Raw genomic sequence first — 15,843 nt, forward strand, 5'->3', positions numbered from 1 at the left:
CGAAGGGCCGGCATCGTCTCCACCATGGGTGCGAAGAGACAAGGTTGAGAGACATGAGCTCCTACAGAAACAGCGATGCGCCGCCACCCATCATGCAGGGCTCGCCACCGGCGATGAAGGTACCGAAGGCGCAATGGGACATGCCGCCGTGGAACCGCTGGGCGTTTCAGCACGTGCGCGAGATCGTGACGACGGCGGAGGTATGGCGCGGCGAAGGTCCGGTTCGTGAATTGCCGCGCGCCGAGACAGATCTCGACGGCCTGGCGGTCGTGGACAGCGGGGGCAAACCGACGACGCTTTCGGGGCTGCTCGACGAGACCTACACCGATGGCTTCCTCGTGCTCAAGGACGGCAAGATCGCCTATGAGCGCTACTTCAACGGCATGACGCCACGCACGCTGCATCTGTCGCAATCGGTGGCGAAATCGGTGACGGGCACGGTATGCGGCATTCTTGCGGGGCGAGGTATCGTCGACCCGAAGAAGCTGGTGACCGACTATCTGCCGGAGCTGGCAACGACCGGCTGGAAGGGGGCGACCGTTCAGCAGGTGCTCGACATGACCACGGGTGTCCGTTTCAGCGAGGCTTATACCGACCCCTATTCCGACATCGGCCAGGTCGACGTCGCCGGCGGCTGGAAGCCGGTCCCCGCGGATGCCGACCCCAGCTTCCACTGGCCACGGCATATGTTCGAGTTGATCCAGCGCCTGATCGAAACGACCAGGCCGCATGGCGCTGCCTTCGAGTACCGCTCGATCGAGACTGATGTGCTCGCCTTCATCATGGAGCGGGCGACCGGCAGGCGGCTGCCGCAACTGGTGTCCGAAGAGCTGTGGCAGAAGATCGGCGCCGAGGAGAGCGCCTGTTTCACCGTCGACAGCGCCGGTTACGCCATTGCCGACGGCGGCTTCAACGCGACGCTGCGCGACTATGCCCGCTTCGGCCAGACGATCCTGGAGGACGGCGCCGACATCGTGCCTGCCGGCTGGATCGCCGAGACCCGGCGGGGAATGCATGGCCCCAACTTCAGCACCTCGATGCCCGAGGCCAGCTATCGCAACCAGTTCTGGATCGAGGACCCGCGCTCGCGGACGCTGATGTGCCGCGGCGTGTTCGGGCAACTGATCCATATCAATTTCGACGCCGGCATGGTCACGGTGAAGCTGTCGACCTGGCCCGACTTCACTTCGGTTCCCTATTCGGTGGCGACCCTGAAGGCTGTGCACACCATCGCAGCCGCACTCGCCTGACCGGAACATAGCAGCAAGGACATATCATGACGTCATCAAACGCCTTCGAGCAGGCATTCGGTTTTGCGCGCCAGGACGTGACGCTCGGCAACTGGCGCGAGAAGCCGTTCAACCGCTGGGCTTTCCAGAATGTCGGCGAGATGGTGCGCAGCACGCGAATCCCGGCCCTGGAGGGCAAGGTCGAGAGCGCGCCCGTCGATCTCGCCGGGCTTCTGACGGAAATCGTTGATATCAACGGCCGAAACGAGAGCGTGGCCGGTTTCCTCGAGCGCTCGTCGACGGATGCGCTTGCGGTGATGAAGAAGGGGCGCTTCGTCGGCGATTGGTTCGCGCCCGAGATGCGGCCCGAGGCACGGCACATCATCTTTTCGATCTCGAAGTCGCTGACGGCGATCCTTGCCGGCAGCCTCGAAGGCGAGGGCAAGCTCGACCCGAATGCGCCGGTGACCGACTACGTGCCCGAAGCGACCGGCTCGGTCTACGCCAAAGCCACTGTGCGTCACGTGCTCGACATGACCGTCAGCCTCGATTTCGAGGAGGCTTATCTCGACCCCGAAAGCGCCTTTGCCCGTTATCGCCGCGCCACGATGTGGAACCCGGGCGGCGGATCGGAAACTTTGCGCGAGTTCCTCGTCTCACTGCAGCCGCTGGACGAGCCGCACGGCCAGACCTTCCGCTACCGCTCGCCCAATTCAGACCTGCTCGGCATCATCGTCGAACGCGCCTCTGGCCAGCGTTATGCCGAGCTGATGGCGGACAAGCTGTGGCAGCCGCTGGGCGCGGTGCGCGATGCCTTCGTCAGCGTCGATGCGGAAGGCTCGGCGCGCGCGGCGGGCGGCGTATCGGTGGCGGTGCGCGACCTCGCGCGCGTCGGCGAAATGATGCGGCAGGGCGGTGTTGCCGAAGGCGGCCGGATCGTGCCGCAGGCCTGGGTCGAAGACACAATCCATGGCGGCGATGCAGTGGCCTGGCAGCGCGGTACGATGACCAACCTGTTCGCCCACGGGCGCTATCGCAACAAGTGGTACCAGAGCGCCAATGCTGCCCAAGCCTATTGCGGCATCGGCATCCACGGCCAGTGGCTCTACATCGACCCCAAGGCCGAGGTGGTGATCTCCAAGATGTCGTCGCAGGCGCTGCCGGTCGACGATCCGCTCGACCTCGACAATGTCGCGTTCTTCGAGGCGATCTGCGCCAGGGTGTGAGGGCCGAACTCTCGAGTGTCCATCCGTCACGGTTTCGCCGGGCTAACTCTCCTCACTTCCTGGGGGCAAGGCACTCCGGCCGCGTGAGGTTGCCTATGCGATCTCACGCAGGATGTGGTCGTGCAGCAACTGGGCTGTCGGTGACAGCGTGCGGCCGCGCACGGTGATCAGGCTGTAGGGCTGGACGTTGATGTCGAAGGCGATCGGCAGGATCTCGATCGTGCCGTCGAGACCGCTCTTGGCGTTGACGAAGTTGGCGACGTCAGTCGCGATCGGCGCGATGGCGTCCGACTGCGCCACCATCACCAGCGTCAAGAGCAATGAGCTGGTGTTGAGGATGCGGTCGGGCATGCGGACGTTTCGGCTCATGAAGATGCCCTGTACCGTCTGACGTAGCAGCGAACCGCCGGGCTGGAAAACCCAGTCGAATTCGGCAAGTCGTTCCAGCGGAACAGTGCCGGAGCCGGCCAGGGGATGGCCGCGGCGAACGATGAGGCAGGCCTTCTCAATGCCTATGATGCGGCTTTCGAACAAACGTGGATCGAGATCGTCGGGGACGCGGGCGACGATGAAATCGTGGCGCGAGGCGAGGAGTTCGCGTGCCAGGACGGCACTTGTCTCGATCTGCACGCTGATCTCGATGCGCGGATAGCGCTCGCGGATCTTGCGGATGGCAGGTACCGCCAGCTCGATCGCCGGTGCGGTCACCGCGCCCATGGCGACCGAGCCGCCCTTGCCGGACTTGAGGTCGGAGATCTCACGGTCGACCTGCTGCATCTCGAGCAGGATGGCGCGGCCACGGCGGGCAAGGGCTGCGCCATAGGGCGTCAGCCGGACGCCTCGTGGCAGCCGCTCGCAGACCTCGACGCCGAGGATGTCCTCGATCTCGGAGATCATGCGCGAGGCAGCGGGCTGGGAGATGTTCATGACCTGGGCGGCGGCGCTGATCTGGCCGTGATCCTCCAGCGCCACCACCATGCGCATATGGCGCAGCTTGAGGCCGCTGCGCAGCAAGGTTTCGTTGTCGTTGATGCGCAGGCTGGTGCCGCTTACCCTGGCGTCGTCCCGGATGTCGACCATCGCGTCCTTCCCTCCTGCACAGCCTTGAACTGGCTTTGAAGCATACCAGAAATGATATGCCGTGCAGCCGATTTTGCATTTGACTGTTATGCCACATTCCCCGACGTTGAGACCGTCGCGAGTTCGATGTCAGCCAGCCGGGCGCTGGAGCATCGAGCGGAGGAAACGCAGGGCTCGCGGCCTTTTGGAGGAATACACATCATACCTGGCTTTGCCGCGCCGTTCATGGCGGGGCCACGCGCGAGCGCTTGCGTTCGCGCGCCGGCACTTCACAAGGGAGAGAGAAGGTGAAGATCATCAAGACGTTCGTAGCCGCCCTCGCGGTTGGCCTCGCCGCCATGTCCTATCAGGCCCATGCCCAGGACAAGGGGACGATCGGCATCGCCATGCCGACCAAGTCGTCGCTGCGCTGGATCAATGACGGCGACGCGCTCAAGGCGGCCCTCGAAGCCAAGGGCTACACCATCGACATGCAGTATGCCGAAGACGATATCCCGAACCAGCTCGCCCAGATCGAGAACATGGTGACCAAGGACGCCAAGGCCTTGATCATCGCTTCGATCGACGGAACCACGCTGTCGGCGGTGCTGCAGCAGGCGGCCGACAAGGGCGTCAAGGTCATCGCCTATGACCGCCTGATCCGCGACAGCGGCAATGTCGACTATTACACCACCTTCGACAACTTCAAGGTCGGCGTGCTCCAGGCAGACTCGTTGCTCAAGGGCCTCGGCTATCCTGACAAGCCAGGTCCGTTCAACATCGAGCTGTTCGGCGGTTCGCCCGACGACAACAACGCCTTCTTCTTCTACGACGGCGCCATGTCGGTGCTGCAGCCGCTGATCGACAAGGGCACGCTGGTCGTCAAGTCGGGCCAGATGGGTATGGAAAAGGTCGGCACGCTGCGCTGGGATGCGGCGGTGGCGCAGGCCCGCATGGACAACATCCTGTCGGCCAACTACTCCGACGGCAGCCGGGTCGATGCGGTGCTCGCGCCCTATGACGGCCTGTCGCGCGGTATCATCTCGTCGCTGCGCGGCGTCGGCTACGGCACGGCCGAACAGCCATGGCCTGTCATCTCCGGTCAGGATGCCGAGGTGCCTTCGGTCAAGGCGATGATCGCCGGCGAGCAGTACTCGACGGTGTTCAAGGACACCCGCGAACTGGCCAAGGTAACCGCGAACCTAGTCGATGCGGCGTTGTCCGGCGGCAAGCCCGAGATCAACGACGAGAAGACCTACAACAACGGCGTCAAGGTGGTTCCGTCCTACCTGCTGGTGCCCGTGTCGGTGGTCAAGGACGACATCCAGAAGGTCCTGGTAGACTCCGGCTACATCAAGGTCGAGGAGATAAAGTAAGCCTTCCGCCTTGCCGCTCCCCGTGCAATTGCGGGGAGCGGTTCAAGGGACCGGACACCCGCTTGGCGGGCTCCCCGCATCAACGCCGAAGGCAGCCAATGCCGGGCGCGGGCGCGTGTCGAGACCCGCGCAGGGAGGGGGTGGAGCTCCGTTCCAAAGAGAGTACGCTACCTCCGTTTCCGGGTGCATTTTCCTGGACAGGCGGGGCGCCACTTCGAGCGAGGGACCATGAGTGACGACATCATTCTGGAAATGCGCGACATCACCAAGACCTTCCCGGGCGTCAAGGCGCTCGAGAACGTCAATCTCAAGGTGAGGCGCGGCGACATCCACGCCATTTGCGGCGAGAACGGCGCCGGCAAGTCGACGCTGATGAAGGTCCTCTCCGGCGTCTATCCCTTCGGCAGCTATTCCGGCGACATCCGCTATGAAGGCCAGGAATGCCGTTTCAACGGCATCCATGACTCCGAAAAACGCGGCATCGTCATCATCCATCAGGAGCTTGCGCTCGTGCCGATGCTGTCGATCGCCGAGAACATGTTCCTGGGCAACGAGCAGGCAAAAAACGGCATCATCAACTGGGACAAGGTGCGCCGCCGTGCCGCCGAGCTGTTGAAGAAGGTCGGCCTGCGCGAGGATCCCGACACGCTGATCACCAACATCGGTACCGGCAAGCAGCAACTGGTGGAAATCGCCAAGGCGCTGGCCAAGGACGTCCGGCTTCTGATCCTCGACGAGCCGACGGCCTCGCTGTCGGAGAAGGACAGCCAGTCGCTGCTCGACCTGCTCGTCGAGTTCAAGGCGCAAGGCATGACCTCGATCATGATTTCGCACAAGCTGAACGAGATCAAGCGCATCGCCGACCAGATCACCATCATCCGCGACGGCCAGTCGATCGAGACAATGGACAAGGCCGATATCACCGAGGACCGCATCGTCACCTCGATGGTCGGGCGCAGCCTTGAGAACCGCTATCCACACCGCGAGCCGAACATCGGCGAGACCATCTTCGAAGTGAAAAACTGGTCGGTGCACCACCCGCTGCATCCGGAGCGGCAGATCATCAAGAGCGTCAACCTGTCGGTGCGCAAGGGCGAGGTCGTCGGTATTGCGGGCCTGATGGGGGCCGGGCGCACCGAGTTCGCGATGAGCGTGTTCGGCAGGTCCTACGGCACCAACATCACCGGCGACGTGCTGCTGCACGGCAAGAAAGCCGACACCTCGACGGTCGGCAAGGCGGTCAAGGCAGGCCTCGCCTATGCCACCGAGGACCGCAAGGTCTACGGCCTCAACCTGATCGACCACATCAAGCACAATGTGACGGTCGCCAACCTGCCAAGCGTCTCGTCGAAGCTGGGCGTGATCGACGACAATGCCGAACTGAGGGCCGCCAACGAGTATCGCAAGAAGACCAACATCCGCTCGTCCAGCGTCTACCAGATCACCGGCAACCTTTCCGGCGGCAACCAGCAGAAAGTGGTGCTGTCGAAGTGGCTGTTTGCCAACCCAGACGTGCTGATCCTCGACGAGCCGACGCGCGGCATCGATGTCGGCGCCAAGTATGAAATCTACACGATCATCAACAAGCTCGCCGACGAGGGTAAGGGCATCTTGGTGATATCGTCGGAAATGCCGGAACTTCTCGGCATCTGCGATCGCATCTATGTGCTCAACGAGGGACGCATCGTCGGTGAGATGAAGGCCAGCGAAGCCAGCCAGGAAAAGATCATGCGGGCGATCGTCCGCGGCGAGGAGAAAGCCGCATGAGCACGGAAACAGCTGCCCCGACGGTCAATTCCGCCAAGGCGACGGCGCAAGATGCCATCAAGGCGAACCTGCGCGAATACGGGCTGGTGCTTGCCCTGATCGCCATCATGATCTTCTTCCAGTTCACCACCAGCGGTGTGCTGTTCAAACCGGTCAACCTGACCAACCTGATCCTGCAGAATTCCTACATCATCGTCATGGCGCTCGGCATGCTGCTGGTCATCGTCGCCGGGCATATCGACCTGTCGGTCGGCTCGGTCGCCGGCTTCATCGGCGCGGTCGCGGCGGTGCTGATGGTCGATTTCGGCTTCAACCCGTTTCTTGCCGGACTGATATGCATATGCGTCGGCGCCGTCATCGGTGGCGTCCAGGGCTACTTCATCGCCTATATGAAAATCCCGTCCTTCATCGTCACACTTGCCGGCATGCTGGTGTTCAAGGGGCTGGCACTGTGGTTGCTCGGCGGACGCTCGGTCGGGCCTTTCCAGCCGGAATTCCAGATGCTGTCGGCGGGCTTTATCCCCGACCCGATCGGGCCGTGGACGATCGGCGGGGTCAAGCTGCACGCTACCACCATCGTCATTGCCTTGCTGATCGTCGCCGGAATGCTCTTTGCGGCGCTGAAAAGCCGGCGCAACCGCGAGAGCCACGGTTATGATGCCGAGCCCTTCGGCTTCTTCGTGCTGAAGAATGCCGTCATGGCCGGTATCGTGCTGTTCCTGCTCTATATGCTGGCGTCCTATCGCGGCCTGCCCAACGTGCTTGTCGTGATGGGCGTGCTCATCGCCGCATTCGTTTTCGTGACCAAGCGTATGACCTTTGGCCGGCGCATCTATGCGATGGGTGGTAACGTCAAGGCGGCTGCTCTCTCGGGCATCCACACCGAGCGGCTGACATTCCACATCTTCGCCATCATGGGGGCGTTGGCAGCACTTGCCGGACTGATCTTTGCCGCCCGTCTGAACATGGCGACGCCTAAGGCAGGTGCCGGCATGGAGCTCGACGTGATTGCTGCGGTGTTCATCGGTGGTGCTTCGGCGTTGGGCGGTGTCGGCCAGGTGGCGGGCGCGGTCATCGGCGCCTTCATCATGGGCGTGATGAACAACGGCATGTCGATCATGGGCATCAACATCGACTGGCAGCAGGTGATCAAGGGCCTGGTTCTGCTCGGTGCTGTCGCCTTCGACCTCTACAACAAGAAGAAGGCCTAGGCCGCAGGGAGCGACCGGCCGCGGCGCCCGGGAGAGCGGGCCCGCAATCTCGAAGACAACAGGCAAGGCGAGCTGCGCATGTGCGTGGCGCGACGGGAAAGTCTTGCCGGGCGCCGGAAACGAGGCCGGCCGGGGCGAGACGGAAGGAGTGCAGGAATGTTGATGTCCCAGATAATCCTGGCCGACGGCAAGAGCCGTGTGGCGGTGCGGGAAGGCGGGACCGCGCGGCTGGTCAACGACGCCAAGTCGATCTACGCGCTGGCGCTGGAGGCGGTGCGCGCCGGAACCACGCTTGCGGCCATCGTCGCCGACCGCGGCCTTGGCGAGGCCGTCGACATCGAGGCCGCCGGCCGCGCCGGCCAGGTGCTGTCGCCGGTCAGGCATCCCGATCCGGCGCATCTGCATCTGACCGGCACCGGGCTCACCCATCTGGGCTCGGCGGCGACGCGGGACAGCATGCACAAGAAGCTGGACGCCAGTGGCGAGGAGATGCTGACCGATTCCATGAAGATGTTCCGCATGGGGCTGGAGGGCGGCAGGCCGGCGCGAGGCCAGGTCGGTGTGCAGCCGGAATGGTTCTACAAGGGCAACGGCAACATGGTCGTCGATCCCGGCAAGCCGCTGGTGTCGCCGCACTTCGCGCTCGATGCCGGAGAGGAGCCGGAGATTGCAGGCGTCTATCTCGTCGGCGACGACGGCACGCCCTATCGCATCGGCTTCACGCTCGCCAACGAGTTCTCCGACCACGTCACCGAGCGTATCAACTATCTCTATCTCGCCCATTCAAAACTGCGGAATGCCTCGTTTGGCCCGGAAATCCTCGTCGGCGAACTGCCTGCCGACATCAAGGGTGCCTCGCGTATCATTCGCGCCGGCAAGCCGATCTGGGAAAAGCCGTTCCTGTCCGGCGAGGCCAACATGTCCCACACCATCGCCAATCTCGAACATCATCACTTCAAATATGGTGTCTTCCGCCAACCGGGCGACGTGCACGTGCACATGTTCGGAACGGCGACGCTGTCATTCGCTGACGGGGTGAAGACGGAGCCCGGTGACGTGTTCGAGATCGAGGCGGCGGAATTCGGACTGCCGCTGCGCAATCCGTTGAAACAGGCGCGGGCAGCGGCCCCCATCGCGGTCAGGACATTGTAAGGTGATGGCGATGAGCGACGCCATGATGGCTAGATATCCGAGCCTGGCCGGGCGGCCGGTGCTCGTCTCCGGCGGAGCGACAGGGATTGGCGAGGCGATGGTGCGGGCCTTTGCCGCTCAGGGAGCGAAAGTCGGATTTGTCGACCTTGCCGAAGCCGAGGGCATGGCGCTTGCCGAGGAGCTGGCGGGCATGGGCGCTTCCGTCGCCTTCCATGCCTGCGACATCACCGATATCGCGGCCTACCGCGAGGCGATAGCCGCGATCGAGGCCTTGCAGGGTCCGACCATGGCGCTGGTCAACAACGCCGCGAGCGACACCCGCCACGACTGGCGCGCGGTGACGCCGGAGTATTTCGATGCGCGTGTTGCGGTCAATCTGCGCCACTCGTTCTTCGCCATCCAGGCGGTGGCACCCGGCATGATCGCCGCCGGCGGCGGTGCGATCGTCAATCTCGGCTCTATCGGCTGGATGAAGGCCTCGGGCGGCTATCCTGCCTATGCCGCTTCCAAGGCTGCCGTGCACGGCATGACGCGCTCCTTCGCCCGCGATCTCGGCAAGCATGGCATCCGGGTCAATACGCTGGTACCGGGCTGGGTGATGACCAAGCGCCAGCTTGAGCTCTGGGTTGACGATGCAGCCAATGCCGAGATCGATGCAAATCAGTGCCTGGCAGGGCGGGTCCTGCCCGACGACATCGCGCGCATGGCGCTGTTTCTTTCGGCCGACGATTCCATGATGTGCACGGCACAGAATTTTGTCGTCGATGGCGGTTGGGTGTAACGGTCACTCGACCATCGAAAAGCGATATTCGGTGACCTGCGAATAGATCTCGTCAGGCCTCAGCACGGCACTCGGGAAGTGCGGGTGGTGGATGGCGTCGGGGAAGCGTTGCGGCTCGAGGCACAGCGCGCCGTGGCGGACGGGCGCGATGCCGCCGCGCAAGGGCGGGACAACCGGCAGGAAGGCGCCGTCATAGAGCTGCAGTCCTGGCTCGGTGGTCCAGAGATCGAGCCGGATGCCGGACAGCGGGCCTTCGAGCCTCGCCGCATGCCACGGCTCGGGCGCCGGCTGCATGGCAAGTACCCAGTTGTGGTCATAAGGGCTGTGTGCCTCGTCCATTCCGTTGCGGACCGGGCGAAGCTCACGGAAATCGAACGGCGTGCCGTCGACGGCAGGCACCTCGCCGGTGGGGATGTTGTTCGCGTCGACAGGTGTGTAGGCCTCGGCGGCGATCTTCAGACGATGGTCGAGGATCGAGCCGCCACCATCGAGATTGAAATAGGCGTGGGCGGCGAGGTTGACCAATGTGGGGGCATCGGCACGGGCGCCGAGCGCAATGGTGAGGCGTCCGGCGTCGAGTGAATAGCGGCAGGTGGCGATAACCTTGCCGGGGTAGCCCTGATCCCCTGCCTGCGAGATCAGCGCCAGCAGCACCGAACTGTCGTTGGCGTCGACGACGAGCCAGTTGCGGCGGAAGAAACCGTCGCTGCCGCCATGGAGATGCGTGCGCTCCGCCTCGTTGAGATCGAGCTCGAACGTCTGTCCGTCGAGCTCGAAGCTGCCGCCGGCGATGCGGTTGGCGCAACGTCCGGCAATAGCGCCGAAATAGCCGCCATGGTTGAGATAACCGTCAAGATCGTCGAAGCCGAGGATGACCGAGCGCGGGCCGTCAGGCGTTGCGACGACGAGGTCGGCAAGTGTCGCGCCGAAGGTTAGGATCCTTGCCTCGATGCCTTCGGCGGCGATGTCGATCGCTTGCACCACCGTGCCGTCGGCCATCTGACCGAATTCGCTGATCGGCATTGTCGTTTGCTCCGCGCGGCCCTCGCGCCCAGCGCAGGTTCCTGCAAACCGGGACGATTCTCAAGCGGCTTTTGCCAGCTGCCTTGCGCGTCCTGACGGGTGCGTGCTCCGTGTCACGCGGCAAGCAGACTCTTGAGCTTGACCGAGGGCGCGGCCAGCGCGCCGATGTCGGGGCGGGCGGATCTTGCGATCAGCATTTCGGCGAGGCGAATGTCGCGCGCAACCGCATTGCCCGGGCCGATGCCGCTGGCGGCGACGAGTCGGCCGTCCTCTTTGAGATGGAACAGGATGAAGGCGCCGTCGTCGAGGTCGCGGCGGACGGTGCGCTCGCCTTCGTCGGGCAAGCCGGCGATCTGCAGGCTGAGCCCGTACTGGTCGGACCAGAACCAGGGAACGCAGGCATGGGCCTCCTCTGATCCGAGCATGTTGCGCGCAGCGAGCGCGCCGTGCTCCTGGGCGCTGCGCCAGGCCTCCAGCCGGACGCGGCGGCCGCCATAGACGGCAAGCGGGAACGAACAGCAGTCGCCGGCGGCGAAGATCAGAGGGTCGCTGGTGCGTAGCTGCGCGTCGACGGCGATACCGTTGTTGAGGGTGAGGCCCGCGGTTTCGGCAAGTGTCGTGACCGGCACGGCGCCGATGCCGATGATGGCGAGATCGGCCGTGACCTGCAGGCCGCTGGCAAGCGTGATGCGTACCCCGTCAGCCCTGTCGTTGATGGTCGCAATGCCGTCGCCGCAGACGATGTCGACGCCTTCGGTTGCGTGCGTCTCGTGGACGACGGTTGCGATGTCTTCCGGCACGCCGCGCATCAGGATGCGTGACTGAGCCTCGATGACGGTGACGTCCGCACCGAGCTTGCGGGCGGATGCCGCGAGTTCGAGGCCGATGAAGCCGCCGCCGGCGATGGCTATCCGGCAGCCGGGACCGAGATGCGAACGGATGGCGAGCGCATCATCGAAGGTCCGGAGATAGACGCAGCGCGAGCCGAGACCGGCAAGCGGCAGCCGGCGCGGTGTGGCTCCGGTGGCGATCAACAGCTTGTCGTATTCGAGGTCGGAGCCGTTGGTGAGACGGACAGAGCGGTTGGCGCGGTCGATCGATGTCGCGGTGGTGGTGCCGACCAGGTCAATGCGATGTTCCTTGAGGCGTGCGGCGTCGGCGATCGCCTTGATGGCGGGTGCATCGGTCGATGTCATCGCCTCCTTGGACAGCGGTGGACGCTCGTAAGGCAGATGCCTCTCCGCGCCGACAAGCGTGATGGTGCCGTCATAGCCGGCTTCCCGCAGGGCGAAGGCGGCCCGCGTGCCGCCTTCGCCGGCGCCGATGATGATCATTCCCGCCGCCATGTCAGTCAGCCCAGCTGGATGAAGACCTTGCCGGCGTCGATTTTCACCGGATAGGTCCTGAGGTTGACGCAGACGGGCGCGCCGCGCGCCGCACCGGTCTTGTAGTTGAAGCGGCCATTGTGCTTGGGGCATTCGATGATGTCGCCCATGACCAGGCCCTGCGACAGATGGATCTGCTCGTGGGTGCACAAGCCGTCAGTGGCGAAGAACTCGTCCTCCGGGCTACGGTAAAGCGCGAAGGTGCGCCCGGCATGGTCGAAGCGGATCACGTCTTCCTCGTCGATGTCGTCGGCCGCGCAGGCCTCGATCCAGTCGCTCATGTCTCTCTCCCTGGGTTTCGAACGGCTATTCGGCAGCCAGCGCCGTCTCGCTATGGAAGTCCTCGCGGTAGGGCCGTGCCGTCGGCGGCAGCTCGCGCTTGACGAAGTAGTCCTCGTTGCGGAGCTGGCGGACGAAGGCCGGCAGCATCTCGCGGTAGCCGTCCCACATGGAGGGGCTAGGCGCCGGCAGGTCGTGCTTGATCAGCTCATGCAGCTTCGGCAGCGCGTGATAGGGCACCATCGGGAACATGTGATGTTCGACGTGGTAGTTCATGTTCCAGTAGATGAAGCGGCTGACGGGGTTCATCAGCACCGTGCGGCTGTTGAGGCGGTGGTCGATGACGTTGTCGGCGAGGCCGCCATGCTGCAAAAGGCCGGTGAGCACGTGATGCCAGGCGCCGTAGAGGCGAGGCAGGCCGACAAGCATCAAAGGCAGCCATGAGCCGAGATAAAGTGCCAGCATGATGGTGGCCCCATAGATGGCGAGCCAGATTCGGGCGATGCGGATGGCGCGGGGCTGCTCGCTCTCGGGGATGAAGGTCTTTTCCTCCGCGCCGATGATGCCGGCCGCGTTGCGGACCATGTCAACCATGGCGTGCCAGGCATCGAGCAGGCCGAAGAAATTGAGCGCGACGCGCAGAAGGTCTGGCGGGCGCATGACCGCTATCTCTGGATCGCGGCCGACGATGACGGTGTCGGTGTGGTGGCGGGTGTGGCTCCAGCGCCAGGTCACCGGATTGCGCATGATCATGAAGCAGGCGATCTGATAGACCGCGTCGTTCATCCACTGCGTCTTGAAGGCGGTGCCATGGCCGCATTCGTGCCAGCGCGAGTCGGTTGCCGAGCCGTAGAGCACGCCGTAGCAGAGGAAGAAGGGCACGCACCACCAGCTGCCCCACAGCGCCGCGCCGGCAGTACCGAAGGCGATGAGCAGGCCGAGCCAGATTGCGGTGTCGCGGACGGCCGGACCGTCGGAGCGCTGCATCAGCTCCTTCATCTGCTTGCGCGGAATGTCGGTGTGGTACCACTCGGCAGCCGCAAGGCCGCTTTCGACGGCGCGATGCGCGCTTTCTCCCACAAGGCTGTAGTCGCGCGCCAAAGGCGTCACGGTCATGGCTCTCTCCCTGGAAGTCGGAAACAGGTCCGCGATGGGCGCTGGAAATCGTTCACTGCAAGAATGCTAACTCATGATGCAATATCTTCAATCATTGCATGATGGTTTCTATCATTTTCTATCATGATGCGCTAAGCTGCGGCAAAATCCAGGGATTGGATATGAGCAAGCGCCCGACAATCACCGATCTCGCCCACGCCTCGGGTGTCAGCGTTGCAACCGTCGACCGTGTGCTGAACGGGCGCCTGCCGGTGCGCGAGGAAACGCAGCGCCGCGTCTACGAGGCGGCGACATCCATCGGCTATCATGCCGCCGGGCTGATCGCGCAGCGCATGCGCAAGGAACTGCCGGTGTATCGGCTCGGCTTCGTGCTGCTGCGGCCGAAAGACGTGTTTTACCGTGCCTTCGCCGGTGAACTGGAGAAGGCGATAACCGAGGCGACAGGGTTTCGCGGTGCTGGTGTCATCGAATTTGCCGAGACGCTCGCGCCGGAGGAGATTCTGGAACGGCTGCGGCGGCTGGCGGCAAGCTGCGATGCAGTGGCGCTGGTCAGCCCCGACCATCCCAGCGTGACGGCGGCGGTTGCTGAACTCAAGCAGCGCGGCATTCCCGTCTTCGCGCTGCTGTCGGACTTCGCGACGGGCATTCGCGAGGGATACGTTGGCATCGACAACCTCAAGGTCGGACGCACTGCCGCATGGATGATCTCCAAATGCGCGCGGCAGCCGGGCAAGGTGGCGTTGTTCGTCGGCAGCCATCGCTTCCATGGCCACGAATTGCGCGAGATCGGCTTTCGCGCTTTCTTCCGCGAACATGCGCCCGACTTCACGCTGCTCGAAACCATCGTCAACAACGAGTCCTGGGAAGCCACCCACGAGGTCGTCGACGACCTGCTCCGCAAGCATGACGATCTCGTCGGTTGTTACGTTGCCGGCGGTGGCATCGAAGGCGCGATCTCGGCGCTAGGCCAGGCGAAGCCCGATCCGTTGCCGGTGCTGATCTGCAACGAGATCACCTTGGACACACGCGTGGCATTGGCCGACAACCTTGCAACGATGGTGATTGCGACGCCGCTGGCGTCGTTGTGCCGCGAACTTGTCGGGCTGATGGCGCATGCGATCGAGGAGGGGGCGGCCAACGCCCCCGGTCAGACCTTCCTGCCGTTCGACATCTTCCTGCCGGAGAATATCTGACGGTGTGGCCTGCCGGCCATGCGAATCTATCATCAGATGATAGATTCGCATCATATTTCGGATTGACTGTTCTATTTTATAGGTAGATTGGAACACAAATATCGATGCGCCGCCCCGCGATCCCGGAGGAGAAATTCGGCATGCCCAGCAAGCTCACATTCGCGCTGAACCATATGGTGGCACCCGGGCTGAAGCCGGCAGCGTTCTTCGCATTGTGCCGGGACCTTGGCCTGAGCGATGTCGAAATCCGCAACGACCTCTCACGTAACGCCATCATCGACGGCACGCCGGCTGCGGCCATCAAGGCGCAGGCAGCGGAAAATGGAATGTCCATTGCAACCATCAACGCCCTGCAGCGCTTCAACGAATGGAACGCCGCGCGCGAAGCCGAGGCGATCGAACTCGCCGACTATGCCCGCGACGCCGGTGCTGCGGCGCTGGTCCTGGTTCCGGTCAATGACGGCACGGGGCAGGCCGATGGCGAGCGCCAGCGTAACCTCAGGACGGCGCTGACGGCGCTGACCGCGATCCTCGGCGATCGCGGCGTGCGTGGACTTGTCGAGCCGCTCGGCTTCGAGATCTGCTCGCTGCGCTCCAAGCGCGAGGCGGCCGAAGCCATCGAGGATGTCGATGGAACTGACACTTTTCGAATGGTGCACGACACGTTCCATCATCATCTTGCCGGCGAGCCCGACATCTTCCCAGGCATGACCGGCCTGGTGCACATTTCAGGCGTTGACGACCCCGCGGTGACGGTCTCTGACATGCGCGACCCGCACCGGGTCTTGGTCGATGCAGCCGACCGGCTCGACAATGTCGGCCAGATCCGTGCGCTGGTGTCTGGCGGCTATCAGGGGCTGCTCTCCTTCGAGCCGTTTTCGCCTGTCGTGCAGAAGCTTACCGAGCCGCGCGCAGCGCTTGCCGAGAGCATTGCGTTCATCCGCTCGCGGGTCTGACGCAACGGCTCCATCCAGCGAAATAGCCGTCATCTCCAGCGCCGCCCGGGCGACCGGGCGGCGCAATTCGTTGCTTCCCCAAGATTGACA

General features: G+C 63.8%; 14 protein-coding genes. 9 read left to right on the forward strand and 5 right to left on the reverse strand.

Going from position 1 to position 15,843, the window contains the following annotated elements:
- Positions 1 to 53 precede the first annotated feature (53 nt).
- Positions 54 to 1,250: a serine hydrolase domain-containing protein gene (locus N7E70_RS10435; RefSeq protein WP_263006280.1), complete on the forward strand. Its 1,197-nt coding sequence runs from the start codon at positions 54 to 56 to the stop codon at positions 1,248 to 1,250.
- Positions 1,251 to 1,276: 26 nt separating this feature from the next.
- Positions 1,277 to 2,455, forward strand: coding sequence for a serine hydrolase domain-containing protein (locus N7E70_RS10440; protein ID WP_263006281.1), 1,179 nt, complete (start codon positions 1,277 to 1,279; stop codon positions 2,453 to 2,455).
- 93 nt (positions 2,456 to 2,548) lie between these two features.
- On the opposite strand, the gene N7E70_RS10445 is transcribed toward N7E70_RS10440, so the two are convergent.
- Positions 2,549 to 3,535: a LysR family transcriptional regulator gene (locus tag N7E70_RS10445; protein WP_263006282.1), complete on the reverse strand. Its 987-nt coding sequence runs from the start codon at positions 3,533 to 3,535 to the stop codon at positions 2,549 to 2,551.
- A 338-nt stretch (positions 3,536 to 3,873) separates the two neighbouring features.
- Between N7E70_RS10445 and chvE the strand changes: the two genes are divergently transcribed.
- The 5 genes from chvE (at position 3,874) to N7E70_RS10470 (ending at position 9,801) form a co-directional block, all read left to right on the forward strand.
- Positions 3,874 to 4,890 carry a multiple monosaccharide ABC transporter substrate-binding protein gene (gene chvE, locus N7E70_RS10450; protein ID WP_442866516.1) on the forward strand — a complete coding sequence of 339 codons (1,017 nt, stop codon included), beginning with the start codon at positions 3,874 to 3,876 and terminating at the stop codon, positions 4,888 to 4,890.
- A 228-nt stretch (positions 4,891 to 5,118) separates the two neighbouring features.
- Positions 5,119 to 6,657 carry a multiple monosaccharide ABC transporter ATP-binding protein gene (mmsA, locus tag N7E70_RS10455; RefSeq protein ID WP_263006284.1) on the forward strand — a complete coding sequence of 513 codons (1,539 nt, stop codon included), beginning with the start codon at positions 5,119 to 5,121 and terminating at the stop codon, positions 6,655 to 6,657.
- The gene (gene mmsB / locus N7E70_RS10460) at positions 6,654 to 7,868 is read left to right on the forward strand and encodes a multiple monosaccharide ABC transporter permease (protein WP_263006285.1); all 1,215 of its coding nucleotides are present in this window, start codon (positions 6,654 to 6,656) and stop codon (positions 7,866 to 7,868) included. The genes mmsA and mmsB overlap by 4 nt, the downstream gene beginning before the upstream one ends.
- 156 nt (positions 7,869 to 8,024) lie before the next feature.
- Positions 8,025 to 9,020, forward strand: a complete 996-nt coding sequence (araD1, locus tag N7E70_RS10465) for an AraD1 family protein (protein WP_067958653.1) — start codon at positions 8,025 to 8,027, stop codon at positions 9,018 to 9,020.
- 10 nt (positions 9,021 to 9,030) lie between these two features.
- Entirely contained in the window at positions 9,031 to 9,801 is a 771-nt protein-coding gene (locus N7E70_RS10470) for an SDR family NAD(P)-dependent oxidoreductase (RefSeq protein ID WP_185910333.1), read from the forward strand.
- Positions 9,802 to 9,804: 3 nt separating this feature from the next.
- On the opposite strand, the gene N7E70_RS10475 is transcribed toward N7E70_RS10470, so the two are convergent.
- The 4 genes from N7E70_RS10475 to N7E70_RS10490 all read right to left on the reverse strand — a co-directional run bounded on the left by N7E70_RS10475 (position 9,805) and on the right by N7E70_RS10490 (position 13,604).
- Positions 9,805 to 10,824, reverse strand: coding sequence for an aldose epimerase family protein (locus N7E70_RS10475; RefSeq protein ID WP_067958657.1), 1,020 nt, complete (start codon positions 10,822 to 10,824; stop codon positions 9,805 to 9,807).
- A 113-nt stretch (positions 10,825 to 10,937) separates the two neighbouring features.
- On the reverse strand, positions 10,938 to 12,158 hold the full coding sequence (locus N7E70_RS10480) for an NAD(P)/FAD-dependent oxidoreductase (RefSeq protein WP_263006286.1): 1,221 nt from the start codon (positions 12,156 to 12,158) through the stop codon (positions 10,938 to 10,940).
- A gap of 17 nt (positions 12,159 to 12,175) precedes the next feature.
- Positions 12,176 to 12,490, reverse strand: coding sequence for a MocE family 2Fe-2S type ferredoxin (locus N7E70_RS10485; protein ID WP_067958664.1), 315 nt, complete (start codon positions 12,488 to 12,490; stop codon positions 12,176 to 12,178).
- A gap of 25 nt (positions 12,491 to 12,515) precedes the next feature.
- On the reverse strand, positions 12,516 to 13,604 hold the full coding sequence (locus tag N7E70_RS10490; RefSeq protein ID WP_263006287.1) for a fatty acid desaturase family protein: 1,089 nt from the start codon (positions 13,602 to 13,604) through the stop codon (positions 12,516 to 12,518).
- A gap of 161 nt (positions 13,605 to 13,765) precedes the next feature.
- On the opposite strand from N7E70_RS10490, the gene N7E70_RS10495 reads away from it, so the two are divergent.
- Both N7E70_RS10495 and N7E70_RS10500 read left to right on the forward strand, forming a co-directional pair.
- Positions 13,766 to 14,797: a LacI family DNA-binding transcriptional regulator gene (locus N7E70_RS10495; RefSeq protein WP_263006288.1), complete on the forward strand. Its 1,032-nt coding sequence runs from the start codon at positions 13,766 to 13,768 to the stop codon at positions 14,795 to 14,797.
- Positions 14,798 to 14,937: 140 nt separating this feature from the next.
- Positions 14,938 to 15,753, forward strand: a complete 816-nt coding sequence (locus tag N7E70_RS10500) for a TIM barrel protein (RefSeq protein ID WP_263006289.1) — start codon at positions 14,938 to 14,940, stop codon at positions 15,751 to 15,753.
- Positions 15,754 to 15,843: the final 90 nt, after the last annotated feature.

It is taken from the genome of Aminobacter sp. NyZ550, assembly GCF_025628925.2.
GTDB lineage: Bacteria > Pseudomonadota > Alphaproteobacteria > Rhizobiales > Rhizobiaceae > Aminobacter > Aminobacter ciceronei.

Coding starts and splice junctions, on each gene's coding strand:
- N7E70_RS10435 (WP_263006280.1), top strand. CDS start 54: ATGAGCTCCTACAGAAACAGCGATGCGCCGCCACCCATCATGCAGGGC.
- N7E70_RS10440 (WP_263006281.1), top strand. CDS start 1,277: ATGACGTCATCAAACGCCTTCGAGCAGGCATTCGGTTTTGCGCGCCAG.
- N7E70_RS10445 (WP_263006282.1), bottom strand. CDS start 3,535: ATGGTCGACATCCGGGACGACGCCAGGGTAAGCGGCACCAGCCTGCGC.
- chvE (WP_442866516.1), top strand. CDS start 3,874: ATGTCCTATCAGGCCCATGCCCAGGACAAGGGGACGATCGGCATCGCC.
- mmsA (WP_263006284.1), top strand. CDS start 5,119: ATGAGTGACGACATCATTCTGGAAATGCGCGACATCACCAAGACCTTC.
- mmsB (WP_263006285.1), top strand. CDS start 6,654: ATGAGCACGGAAACAGCTGCCCCGACGGTCAATTCCGCCAAGGCGACG.
- araD1 (WP_067958653.1), top strand. CDS start 8,025: ATGTTGATGTCCCAGATAATCCTGGCCGACGGCAAGAGCCGTGTGGCG.
- N7E70_RS10470 (WP_185910333.1), top strand. CDS start 9,031: ATGAGCGACGCCATGATGGCTAGATATCCGAGCCTGGCCGGGCGGCCG.
- N7E70_RS10475 (WP_067958657.1), bottom strand. CDS start 10,824: ATGCCGATCAGCGAATTCGGTCAGATGGCCGACGGCACGGTGGTGCAA.
- N7E70_RS10480 (WP_263006286.1), bottom strand. CDS start 12,158: ATGATCATCATCGGCGCCGGCGAAGGCGGCACGCGGGCCGCCTTCGCC.
- N7E70_RS10485 (WP_067958664.1), bottom strand. CDS start 12,490: ATGAGCGACTGGATCGAGGCCTGCGCGGCCGACGACATCGACGAGGAA.
- N7E70_RS10490 (WP_263006287.1), bottom strand. CDS start 13,604: ATGACCGTGACGCCTTTGGCGCGCGACTACAGCCTTGTGGGAGAAAGC.
- N7E70_RS10495 (WP_263006288.1), top strand. CDS start 13,766: ATGAGCAAGCGCCCGACAATCACCGATCTCGCCCACGCCTCGGGTGTC.
- N7E70_RS10500 (WP_263006289.1), top strand. CDS start 14,938: ATGCCCAGCAAGCTCACATTCGCGCTGAACCATATGGTGGCACCCGGG.